Source organism: Blastococcus sp. SYSU DS0541 (assembly GCF_054050875.1).
Window position 1 is genome coordinate 33605 of the sequence record NZ_JBJHAD010000010.1, and the last position, 11015, is coordinate 44619.

Below are 11015 nucleotides of genomic sequence, written 5' to 3' on the forward strand. Positions count from 1 at the left end.
GCTCGTGGCCGCGGTGTCCGCCGGCAGGCCGACGATCAACACAGCTCGCGGGCCAGCTGCTCGAGGAACAGGCCGATGTCGGTGACGATGCCCATGGCCTGGGCGCTGCCGCGGTCGGCCAGCTTCGTCACCGTCGCCGGGTTGATGTCGACGCACACCAGCGGGATCGACGCCGGCAGGATGTTCCCGGTCGCGATGGAGTGCAGCATCGTGGCCACCATGATCGCGAACCCGACGTCCTGGAGCTCGGCGCGCATCGCCCGCTGACCCTCGATGACGTCCGTGTGCACGTCGGGCAGCGGCCCGTCGTCACGCACCGAGCCGACCAGCACGAACGGCTTGCCGGCCTCCACCATCGCGTGCATGACGCCGCCGGTGAGGACGCCGGAGTCGACGGCGGCCCGGATCGAGCCGGCCGCCCGGATGGTGTTGATCGCCCGGATGTGGTGCTCGTGGCCGTGCGGCACCCCCGAGCCCTTGGCGAGGTCGACGCCGAGCGAGGTGCCGAAGAGCGCCGACTCGATGTCGTGCGTGGCCAGGGCGTTGCCGGCGAAGAGGACGTCGACGTAGCCGGCCCGGACCAGCCGCACCATCGCCGGGGAGGCGCCGGTGTGCACCACCGCCGGGCCGCCCACCCAGAGCACCCGCTGGCCGGCGGCCTTGACCTCGCGCATGCGCTCGGCGATCTGCCGGACCAGCAGCGCCTGCGGCTTCTCGCTGGAGACCGCCGAGGACATGAAGCCGAACTCGTCCTCCGTGCCCCGGGCGGCCTGCGCCGGGAGCTCGACCCGCACGCCGTGGGCACCGCAGACGACGGCGTCGCCGGCGCGCACGTCGCTGACCGGGACGGTGCGGACCACGGTGCCGTCCTCCTCGGTGGTGACCACGAGGCCGCAGTCCATCTCGGGGTTGCGCACCCGCAGCCACTCGCCGTCCAGCCGGACCAGCGTCTCCAGGTTGGTCGTGGAGTAGAAGTCGTCGGGGAAGACCCCGTCGGCCGGCGCCGGGCGGGTGGTGGCGGTGCCCGGGTCCACCGGGTTGGCGCCGTGCACCTGCACCCGCATGAGGATGCGGTCCAGCCGCTCGGCGGAGTCCGCCCGGATCTCGATCAGCGCGGTCGACTCGTCGGCGTGCTCGCGCCCGAGGTCCAGGTCGGCTATCCGGTAGTCCCCGCCGTACTCGAGGACGTCGTCCAGCACGCGGCCGAGGATGCCGGTGTCCATCAGGTGGCCGGTCACGGTGACCGTCGCGGTGGCCGGGGCGGTGGAACTGGCCATCTCAGACCACCGCCCCGTCGTCGCCGTCGTCCGAGCGGTCGCGCATGCGGGAGACCAGCAGGGCCACCCCGCCGGCCACCACCCCGACGCCGAGCACGAGCCCGGCGTCGGCCGACAGGCCGATGATCGAGGGGACGCCGATGAGCAGGATGCCCGCGGCGACCAGCAGCACGGCGTACAGCGCCGCGGGCGCCGGGACCGGCAGCGGCGGCGGTACCGGCGGCTCGTAGTGCTCGTCGGGCCGGTCGAGCACGGGCACCTCGTGGGGCGCCGGCGGTGGCGCGTCCGACGGGAGGCCCTCGACGACGGGGCGGCCGTGCTCGGCCTCGAACGCGGCCACGATGCGCCGCCACTCGGCGTCCTCGTCCAGGTCGCGCCCGGCCGGGCGGCGCAGGACCCGCGGCTCGGCGGGGTGGTCGTCGGCGTGCTGCTCGACCAGACCGCGCGCCTCGACCTGCCGCGCCCGGTCGACGAAGAGCCGGTCCGAGGGCGGGCTGGGCAGGACGACCGACCGGGTGTAGGGGCCGACGTCGGCGGCGGGCTCCAGGTAGGCGGCGATGCCGGCGGCCTCGAGCAGGTCGAGCAGGTGCTCGCCCACCCGCGGGTCGACGTCGCGCAGCGGGCTCCAGAGGACGGCGTCCAGGCCGTTGTCGCGGCGTCCCCGGCCGCGGCGGTCGGTCACCGTCGCCCGCCCGACGGGGCGTCGGGCTCACCGGCGGGCACGCGGGCGCGGATCCACTCCGCCGACCGGCGGAAGATCAGCGGGGCGTCGTTGTCCAGGGTGGCCACGTGGTAGCTGTCCTCCAGGACGACCTCGGTGGTGTCCTCGCTCGCCACCCCGGCGAGCAGGATGGTGCTGTTGACCGGTTCCACGACGTGGTCCTCGGTGCTGCGGAAGACGATGACCGGCGCCGTGACCCGGGCCAGGTCGGCGCGGGTGGCGGCCCAGAGGCCGCGCAGCTGCATCATGGCCCGGATCGGCAGCCGGGGGTAGGCCAGCTCGGTCACCCCGGGCTTCTTGATGTCGCTGGCGATCGGCGCCCAGCTGGGGGTGACCCGGGCCAGCAGCGGCAGCAGCTTGGCGTCCCATCTCCGGGTGAGCAGGGCCGGGTTCACCAGCAGGAGCCCGGCGACGTCGTCGGGCCGCACCTGCGCCAGCCGCGTCGCGAGCGTGCCCCCCATGGAGAGACCGGCGACGAAGACCCGGTCGCAGCCGGCGGCCAGCTCGTCGAAGGCCGCCTCGACCGTCGCGGTCCACTGGTCGTGGGTGCTGGCGTTGCAGTCCTGCCAGCGGGTGCCGTGGCCGGGCAGCAGCGGGCACCGGACGGCGAAGCCCTCGGCCGCCAGGTGCTCGCCCCACGGCCGCATGCTCATCGGCGTCCCCGTGAACCCGTGGACGAGGAGCACCCCGGTGCGGCCCTCCGGCCCGTCGCCGCCGGGGAAGGCGAACGGCTCGGCGCCGGGCATGACCTCGGGTGCGGGGGTCGGTCCGGGCACGGTGCTCCTCCTGGCATCCGGCGTCGCGCCGGTGTCTGCTGGGTCACGGCGGGCCCGGATTGTGATCGGGGCCCCAGGCTCCCTAGTCTGGCAGTCCCCGAGGGAGGCGTGTTGTTCTACTGGTTCCTCAAGTTCGTCGCCATCGGCCCGCCGGCACGGGCCCTCTTCCGCCCGAAGGTGGAAGGCATCGAGCACGTGCCCGCGACGGGCGCCGCCATCCTCGCGAGCAACCACCTGTCCGCGGCCGACTGGATCTTCATGCCGCTGCAGCTGAAGCGGCGGGTCACGTTCCTGGCCAAGGCGGAGTACTTCACCGGCACGGGCGTGAAGGGCTTCCTCCAGCGGGCCTTCTTCACCGGTGCCGGGCAGGTGCCGATCGACCGGTCGAGCGCCTCGGCCGCCGAGGGCGCCATCCGGACCGGCATCCGCATCCTGCGCGACGGGAAGCTGCTGGGCATCTACCCCGAGGGCACCCGCTCGCCGGACGGGCGCCTCTACCGCGGCAAGATCGGCGTCGCCCGCATGGCGTTGGAGACGGGGGCGCCCGTCGTCCCGGTGGCGATGGTCTACGGCAGCCGGCGGCTGCCCTTCGGCAAGAAGCTCACCCAGGTGCGGGTCCGGATCGGGAAGCCCCTGGACTTCAGCCGCTACGAGGGCCTGGCCGGTGACCGCTTCGTGGAGCGGTCGATCACCGACGAGATCATGTACGAGATCATGACGCTGTCGGGCCAGGAGTACGTCGACGTCTACGGCGCCACGGTGAAGAAGTCGATGGACGCCACGGGGGCCAGCGCCGTCGAGGTCGTCGCCACCCTGCAGCCGCCGGTCACCGAGGTCGCCGACCGCGCCCCGACGACGCTCGCCGGCTAGCGCGGCAGGAGCCGGTCGAGGACCTCGCGCAGCAGCGCCAGGAGCTCGGCGCGGGGCATCGTCGGCTCCACGACCCACTGGGCGACGAGGTCCTCGGTGAAGGCGAAGAAGGCGAGCACGAGCTGGCGGCGGCGAGCGTCGTCCGGCAGCCCGAGGGTCCGCAGCCCGACCTCCACCAGCCGGTCGCGGGTCTCCGCGTACACCTCCGCCACCCAGGGGTCGCCTCCCGCGGCGCCGCGCACGAACGCCAGGTGGGTCTCCCGGAAGGTCTCCACCCAGCCGACGTAGCGGTCGAGCATCCCGTCGACGGCGCTCGCGCCGGTGCCCTCGTCGGCCGAGCCGGGCCGCGGCAGCAGGTGCGTCCAGAGCAGCTCCGCCGCCGCCCGGGTGACGGCGGCGTAGTAGTCGCGCTTGCTGGGGAAGTAGTGGAACAGCAGGCTGCGGCTGATCCCCGCTCGGCGGGCCACCTCGTCGATGGTCAGCTCCTGCACCGGGGTGGTGGGCAGCAGCTCCAGGCCGATCTGCACGAGCTGCGCCCGCCGGTCGCCCGCCGACCGGCGGCCCCGCCCCGTCCCCTCCGGGGTGGCCGTCACGCCGCCGCGCCCCGCGTCACGCCCGGTCCCGGTCACCGACGGCGCCGGCCACGAGCCGCAACAGCCCGTCGACGACGAGGCCGGGCCGTTCCTGCGGCAGCATGTGCCCGGTGCGCGCGGCCCGGTGCAGGCGCGCCGCGGGCAGCGCCTCGGCGAGCTGGGCGCTGTGCCGCTCGGGCGTCAGCTTGTCGCTGTCGCCGACGAAGATCTCGACCGGGACCCGTGCGAGCGCCCCGAGCTCCGTCCGCTTGTCGTGATCGCCCAGGGCGGGCAGGAACTCGACGAAGGACCGCACCGTGGACGCGTGCATGATCCGCGCGCCCTCCAGGACCATCTCGTCGGTGGCGTCGGCGCCGTAGAGCAGGTCGCGGACCATCGTCCGGTGCCGCGGGTGGGTCGGCGGCAGGAGGTCGCGCAGCCGCTCGAGCAGGCCGGCCCCGGCGAGGGCCGCGGCCAGCACGCCGGGGCGCACCTTGGCCATGCGCCCGCCCGCCGACCGCGGGTCGGAGGCGAGGTCGCCCGCCGACGTCGACACCAGCGCGACGCCGCGCACCCGGCCGCCGAACAGCTCGGGCCGGGCGGCCGCCAGGCACATGATCGTCATGCCGCCCATGGAGTGCCCGCCCAGGACGACGGGCCCGGTGGGCACCAGCTGGTCGAGCACCTCGGCCAGGTCGGCACCCAGCCGGTCGAGGGAGACGGGCGTCGTCGGGCGGGTGGGCGGCGGCCACGTGGAGCGGCCGTGCCCGCGCTGGTCGTAGCGCACCAGCCGCAGCGCGCCGTCGGCCACCGGGTCGGCCAGCAGCCCGGCGACGTCGTCCCAGGCGACCTGCGACAGCGTCCAGCCGTGGGCGAGGACGAGGGTCACCGGCGCCTCGTCGGCGCCCTCGACGGTGGCGTGCAGGCGGGCGCCGTCGTCGGTCGCGACCGCCGCGGTGCGCCGGCGGACGGTGCGGGTGGGCGTGCCGGTCACGCCGCCTCCTCCTCGCGGACGGGCGCCCCGGCCGGTACGCCGACGTAGTTCTCCCGGTCCAGCTCCTTGGTGAGGCTGCGGAACCGGAAGGTGAAGTCGGGCCAGAGCGTGGTGTTGTGCCCGTGCCGGTCCAGGTACCAGCTGGCGCAACCGCCGCCGAGCCACACCGTGCCGCGGGACTTCCGCGCGATGAGGTCGCGGTAGGCCTCCTGGGCCTGCGGCGTGGTCTCCAGGACGGCGAGGTCCTCGGCCGCCATGGTGCGCAGCGCGTCGTCGACGTAGGCCACCTGCGACTCGATCATGTAGACCATCGACGTGTGCCCGACGCCGACGTTCGGGCCGACCAGCAGGAACAGGTTGGGGAAGCCGGCGACGGTGGTGCTGCGGTTGCTCACCATGCCGTCGGCCCACACCTCGGCGAGGGACCGGCCGTCGCGGCCGCGGATCCGCTCCGCGATCGGCAGGTCGGTGACGTGGAAGCCGGTGGCCAGCACGAGGGTGTCGGTGGGGCGCTCGACCCCGTCGCGGGTCACGATCGAGCGCGGCCGGATCTCGGCGATGCCGGCGGTCACCAGCTCGGCGTTGGGGGCGCAGACCGCGGGGAAGTAGTCGTTGCTGATGAGGATCCGCTTGCAGCCGATGGTGTAGTCCGGCGTCAGCGCCGCGCGCAGCCTCGGGTCCCGGACCTGCCGCTCGAGGTGCGCCTTCGCGAGCCGGCCGACGGGCTTCAGGAACGCCCGCCGCTTGGCCATGCCGATGACGAGGAACTCGCGCAGGGCGTACAGCACCCCGCGGACGGCGCGCTGCAGGCCGGGGACCAGCCGGTACAGCCGGCGGGTCCACGGCCGGACCGGGTGGTCGGTGCGGGGGACGACCCACGCCGGCGTGCGCTGGTAGACCGCGATGCTCTCCACCTGCGGCTGGATCGCCGGCACGATCTGGATCGCCGAGGCGCCGGTGCCGATGACCGCGACCTTCTCGCCGCTGACGTCGTGCGATGAGTCCCAGCGGGCCGAGTGCATGACAGTGCCCTCGAAGGTCTCCAGGCCCGGGATGTCGGGGTAGGTGGGGTCGGCGAGCGCCCCGGCGGCCGAGACGACGACCTGGGCGCGGAACTCGCCGGCGGTGGTGGTGACCAGCCACCGGCGGGCGTCGTCGTCCCACCGGGCGGCGGTCACCTCGGCGCCGAAGACGCAGTGCGCCCGCACGCCGAAGCGGTCCGCGGTGGCCTGCAGGTAGGCCTGGATCTCGGGCTGCTCGGAGTAGGAGCGCGGCCAGTCCGGGTTCGGCGCGAAGGAGTAGCTGTACAGGTGCGACTGCACGTCGCACGCCGCTCCCGGGTAGGTGTTGTCGCGCCAGGTGCCACCGACGTCGTCGGCCCGCTCCAGGAGGACGAAGTCGGTCTCACCGCGCTGCCGCAGCGTGATGCCCATGGCCAGGCCGGCGAAGCCGGACCCGATGACCGCCACCCGCACCTCGCGCGCGGCACCAGGGGCGGTCGTGGCGTGTGCCCGCATCGTGCTGGTCACCTCGGTCGGCTCCTTCCGTCGGCTTGCTGAGCAACGGTCAGGAAGCTACAACAGTCGTTGAGCAGTGCTCAACACGAGCGCGACGAGCTGAGGAGCAGCCCCATGGCGTCCCGACACCGCACCCCGCTGGCCGGGAAGTCCGTCCTGATCACCGGTGCCGCGCGGGGCATCGGCGCCGCGCTCGCCCGCAAGGCGGCCGCCCGGGGCGCGCGGGTCGCCCTCGTCGGCCTGGAGCCGGAGGAGCTCGCGCGGGTCGCCGACGAGCTGGGTCCCGAGCACCTGTGGGTGGAGGCCGACGTCACCGACGCCGACGCGCTGGCCGCGGCCGTGCGGCGCACCGTGGACACCTTCGGCGGGCTGGACGTCGTCGTCGCCAACGCGGGCATCGCGCCGCTCACCACGGTCATGACCAGCTCCGCCCACGCGCTGGCCCGCACCGTCGAGGTGAACCTGATCGGCACGATGCTGACCGCGCACGCGGCCCTGCCGGAGCTCGCGCGGCGCCGCGGCCACGTCCTGCTGATCAGCTCCGCCGCGGCGTTCACCGTCCTCCCCGGCATGAGCGCGTACTGCGCGTCGAAGGCCGGTGTGGAGCGCTTCGGCGACGCGCTCCGGCTGGAGGTGGCGCACCGGGGCGTCACCGTGGCCAGCGCGCACCCGACGTGGATCGACACCGACATGGTCCGCGACACCGAGGCCGCGCTGCCCACCTTCGCCGCGACCCGCCGGGGGCTGCCCGGGCCGCTGGGCGCCTACACCTCGGTGGAGGCGTGCGCCGAGGCGCTCGTGGAGAACCTGGAGACGCGCCGCCGCAGGGTGTTCGTGCCGCGCTCGGTCGGCACCGTGGCCGCCCTGCGCCAGCTCGTCACCGGCGTCCTGGCCGAGAAGCTGGCGATGGCGGTCTCGGCGAAGCGTGTGCCGCAGCTCGAGCGGGACATCGCGGCGCTGGACGGCCGCGAGTTCGGGTCCCACTCCGTCGGCGACCGGCCCACCGGCGCCGCGTAGCCGGGGCGCCGGCATCCGGCCGCCCCCCTACGGTGGACGCCGTGCGCCGCTACTTCTACGACACCGAGTTCATCGAGGACGGCACCACCATCGACCTCGTCTCCATCGGCGTCGTGGACGAGTCCGGGCGCGAGTTCTACGCCGTCAGCACCGAGTTCGACCCGGGCAAGGCGATCCCGTGGGTGCGTCGCAACGTGCTCGACCAGCTGCCCCCTCCCGCGGACAGGGCGTGGCGCAGCCGGGAGCGCATCCGCGAGGACCTGCTCTCCTTCCTCACCGCGCCGGGGGAGGAGATCGAGCTCTGGGCCTGGTTCGCCGCCTACGACCACGTGGCGCTGTGCCAGCTGTGGGGCGCGATGCCGGCCCTGCCGCGGCCGATCCCGCGGCTCACCCGGGAGCTGCGCCAGCGCTGGGACGACCGCGGGCAGCCGCCGCTCCCGCCCAAGCCCCAGGGCACGCACGACGCGCTGGTCGACGCCCGGTACAACCTGGCGCGGTGGCGGGCGATCGAGTCGGCCGGGGGATGACCTCGCACGCCGGCGAGGACCGGGCGGCCGAGGTGGTGGCGGAGGTCGGTGCCGCCGCCGCGCGCGAGCACGGGCTTCCCCCCGCCCTGCTGGACGGGTACTTGGCCACCCTGGTCGACGTCGCCGTGCAGGGCAGGTCCCTCAGCCGGGACGAGGAGGCGCACTGCCGGTCCCTGGGTGCCGAGGCCGCGCGGCGGGGGGTCGGGTTGCCGGCGCTGGTGGACCTCTACATGAGCGCCTCGCGCCGGCTCTGGTCGCGTCTGCCGCAGCTGATCGGGGACGTCCGCGGCCGGTCGCCGCGGTCGTCGGACCTGGTGGCGGTGGGTGAGTCCGTGTGGCGGGGCGCCGACACCGCCCTCGGCGCGCTGGCGGCCGGGCACGACGAGGCCCAGCGCGAGGTGGTCCGCCGGGAGGAGGCCTTCCGGCGCGAGTTCGTGGACGACCTGCTCACCGGCCGGTCGGAGGTCGGCTCCCTGGTGGAGCGCGCGGCCCGGCTGGGTATGGCCCTCACCGGCAGCCACACCGTGACGGTGGCGGCCACCGACCGGCCGACCGATTCGGGGATGCCCCTGACGAGGTGGCTCGAGGACGAGGCGCGGCTGCGGTTCGGCGACCGCGCCGTGCTCGTCACCGCCAAGGACGGCCGCCTGGTCAGCGTGCTGTCCTCCGGCGCCGCGGACGGCCCGGCGGAGGCCGACGGCCGGGAGCTGGCGGAGGCCGCCGGCCCGGCCGTGGCCCGGCTGACCCGGCGACCGGAGTGGCGCGTCGGGGTGGGGCGTTCGCACCCGGGTCCGCGCGGTGTGCCGCGCTCGTACCGGGAGGCGGTGGACGCCCTGGAGGTGGCCGAACGGCTCGGGCTGCCTGATCGCGTCGTCCATGCGCGGGACATGCTCGTCTACCGGGTCCTGCTACGGGACGAGGAGGCCATCTCCGACCTGGTCGGCACGGTGCTCGGACCGCTCACCGGGGCCCGCGGCGGGGCAGGGCCGCTCGTGGCGACGGTGGAGGCGTACTTCGCGGACGGGCGCAACGCGGCGTCGGCCGCCCGCCGCCTGCACCTGAGCGTCCGGGCGGTGACCTACCGCCTGCAGCGCGTGCGGGAACTGACCGGCTACGACCCCGGGGCTCCGGCGGACCAGCTCGCGCTCATGGTCGCGGTGACCGGGGCCCGGTTGCTCGACTGGCCCACGACGCCGCTCGGCACCGCCTAGCAGGAGGGGTCGGGTTGCCGGGTCCCGGCAAGGACCGCGCCCGGTAGTCGTCCGGGCCGGGACCTGACGCGCCGGCGCGCACCCCGCCTAGCGTCGGCGCATGACACGGAGCACCCACCCGGTTCCCCGCTTCCGCGCCCCTTCCGCCGCACTGCCACCCCGGCGGCCGGTGGTGGCGCGCCGGCGACGTCCGGCCGTGCCCCCGCACGAGCGACCGGTCCCGCGCGGGCACCTGGGGGAGCTCTTCCTGGAGGTGCGGCGCGACGGGCGGCAGCCGGTGGTCGCGGTCTCCGGGGAGCTGGACCTCGTCGGCCGGGAACTGCTCGAGGCCGTGCTGGCCCACGTCCGCTCCACCCACGACGGCGTGCTCGCCCTGGACCTGTCCGGGGTCACCTTCGCCAACTCGCACGGGCTGTCGCCGGCGCTGGACGGTGACGTGGTCCTGGTGGCCGCGTCACCGCCGGTGCGCCGGCTGCTCCGGCTCATGGGCCACCCCACCGACCGGACGGAGTTCTGATGCTCTCCCTGCTCTGGCTGCTCGTCGTCGGCCTGGTCGCCGGCTTCCTCGCTCGTGCGCTCGTGCCCGGCAAGGACTCGATGAGCCTGGTCGGCACCCTGCTGCTCGGGGTGTCCGGCTCGATCGTGGGCGGCCTCCTCCTCGGTCTGCTCTTCGGTGGCTTCCGCGACCGGGGCTTCGGCCCGGCGGGGATCATCGGGGCGGTCATCGGGGCGGTGATCGTGCTCGTCGTCTACAACCGGATCTCCGCACGGCGGGGATCCGGCACGGACGCACGCGGCGCGGCCTGATCCACGGTCATGGGCACGGCCGCGCCGCTCCCGCCGGAACCGCCACCGACCCCGGCGTCCGCAGGCGCGCTCCTCCCGTCGACGGCCTGGCGACGCGCGCTGTGGCGGAGGGCGGTGCGCTGGAGCCGGGTGCTGGTGATCGCGTCGTTGCTGGGCCCGGCGCTCGTCGGCGCCCTGGTGGCGCCCTGGCAGGTGACGCTCGTGCACGGCCCGACCCTGGGGCTGCTCCTCGGCGGGACGTTGGCGCTCGCGGACGGGGGCTTCCCCCGCGAGGCGGCGTCCCGCCGGCTCGTCGTCCGGGCCGCGGGGGCAGGGATCCTGCTCGTGCCGTTCGGAGCGGCCCTGCCGGTCCTGGGCTCCCTGGGCGGGTTGGTCGTGCTCGTGCTGCTCGTCGTCGGCTCCCTGGTGGCGGCCGACCGGCTGGCCGAGGACCCCGCGGTCGAGGTCGGCGCGGCCGCCGGGGTCGCGGACGTCCTGCCCGTGCTCCCCACGGCCGAACTGGCCGACCGGTGGGTGGAGACCGAGGAGATCCTCCGGTCCGGGCAGCACCGCGACCGGGTCGTCGAGGTGCGTGCCCTGCTGCTCGACGAGCTGAGCCGCAGGGACCCGGACGGGGTCGCGGCGTGGGTGGCCGCGGGAGGCCGGTCGCCGCGGCCCTACCTGAGGGCCGACCGCGACGGAGCCGGCTGATCGGAGGCCCACCCGGTGGCCTCGGCGGCGCGGGCG

The 11015-nt window shown here is 75.2% G+C and carries 13 protein-coding genes; 7 read left to right on the forward strand and 6 right to left on the reverse strand.

From position 1 onward, the window contains the following. Positions 1 to 35: 35 nt before the first annotated feature. From ACI794_RS12385 to ACI794_RS12395, 3 genes are read right to left on the reverse strand one after another with little or no spacing between them, the layout of a single operon-like run. The gene (locus tag ACI794_RS12385; protein WP_456601809.1) at positions 36 to 1277 is read right to left on the reverse strand and encodes an ornithine cyclodeaminase, nickel-pincer nucleotide-dependent; all 1242 of its coding nucleotides are present in this window, start codon (positions 1275 to 1277) and stop codon (positions 36 to 38) included. Position 1278: 1 nt separating this feature from the next. After that, on the reverse strand, positions 1279 to 1959 hold the full coding sequence (locus ACI794_RS12390) for a hypothetical protein (protein ID WP_456601810.1): 681 nt from the start codon (positions 1957 to 1959) through the stop codon (positions 1279 to 1281). Further along, positions 1956 to 2774, reverse strand: coding sequence for an alpha/beta hydrolase (locus tag ACI794_RS12395; protein ID WP_456601811.1), 819 nt, complete (start codon positions 2772 to 2774; stop codon positions 1956 to 1958). Before ACI794_RS12395 ends, ACI794_RS12390 begins: the two co-directional genes overlap by 4 nt. 108 nt (positions 2775 to 2882) lie before the next feature. Between ACI794_RS12395 and ACI794_RS12400 the strand changes: the two genes are divergently transcribed. Beyond that, on the forward strand, positions 2883 to 3644 hold the full coding sequence (locus ACI794_RS12400; RefSeq protein WP_456601812.1) for a lysophospholipid acyltransferase family protein: 762 nt from the start codon (positions 2883 to 2885) through the stop codon (positions 3642 to 3644). Here ACI794_RS12400 and ACI794_RS12405 read toward each other — a convergent pair. The 3 genes from ACI794_RS12405 to ACI794_RS12415 are packed head-to-tail and all read right to left on the reverse strand — an operon-like array spanning position 3641 to position 6739. Beyond that, entirely contained in the window at positions 3641 to 4237 is a 597-nt protein-coding gene (locus tag ACI794_RS12405) for a TetR/AcrR family transcriptional regulator (protein WP_456601813.1), read from the reverse strand. The genes ACI794_RS12400 and ACI794_RS12405 overlap by 4 nt on opposite strands. 16 nt (positions 4238 to 4253) lie before the next feature. After that, entirely contained in the window at positions 4254 to 5210 is a 957-nt protein-coding gene (locus ACI794_RS12410) for an alpha/beta fold hydrolase (RefSeq protein WP_456616515.1), read from the reverse strand. Next, complete coding sequence (locus tag ACI794_RS12415) at positions 5207 to 6739, reverse strand: flavin-containing monooxygenase (RefSeq protein ID WP_456616516.1); 1533 nt, start codon at positions 6737 to 6739, stop codon at positions 5207 to 5209. The genes ACI794_RS12410 and ACI794_RS12415 overlap by 4 nt, the downstream gene beginning before the upstream one ends. Positions 6740 to 6841: 102 nt before the next feature. On the opposite strand from ACI794_RS12415, the gene ACI794_RS12420 reads away from it, so the two are divergent. The 6 genes from ACI794_RS12420 (at position 6842) to ACI794_RS12445 (ending at position 10979) form a co-directional block, all read left to right on the forward strand. Continuing rightward, positions 6842 to 7744 carry an SDR family oxidoreductase gene (locus tag ACI794_RS12420; RefSeq protein WP_456601816.1) on the forward strand — a complete coding sequence of 301 codons (903 nt, stop codon included), beginning with the start codon at positions 6842 to 6844 and terminating at the stop codon, positions 7742 to 7744. 41 nt (positions 7745 to 7785) lie between these two features. Then, complete coding sequence (locus tag ACI794_RS12425) at positions 7786 to 8271, forward strand: polyadenylate-specific 3'-exoribonuclease AS (protein WP_456580947.1); 486 nt, start codon at positions 7786 to 7788, stop codon at positions 8269 to 8271. After that, positions 8241 to 9482: a PucR family transcriptional regulator gene (locus tag ACI794_RS12430; protein WP_456616517.1), complete on the forward strand. Its 1242-nt coding sequence runs from the start codon at positions 8241 to 8243 to the stop codon at positions 9480 to 9482. The genes ACI794_RS12425 and ACI794_RS12430 overlap by 31 nt, the downstream gene beginning before the upstream one ends. Before the next feature lie 100 nt (positions 9483 to 9582). Next, complete coding sequence (locus ACI794_RS12435; protein ID WP_456601818.1) at positions 9583 to 9999, forward strand: STAS domain-containing protein; 417 nt, start codon at positions 9583 to 9585, stop codon at positions 9997 to 9999. Then, the gene (locus ACI794_RS12440; protein WP_456601819.1) at positions 9999 to 10289 is read left to right on the forward strand and encodes a GlsB/YeaQ/YmgE family stress response membrane protein; all 291 of its coding nucleotides are present in this window, start codon (positions 9999 to 10001) and stop codon (positions 10287 to 10289) included. The genes ACI794_RS12435 and ACI794_RS12440 overlap by 1 nt, the downstream gene beginning before the upstream one ends. A gap of 114 nt (positions 10290 to 10403) precedes the next feature. After that, entirely contained in the window at positions 10404 to 10979 is a 576-nt protein-coding gene (locus ACI794_RS12445) for a hypothetical protein (protein WP_456601820.1), read from the forward strand. Positions 10980 to 11015 lie beyond the last annotated feature (36 nt).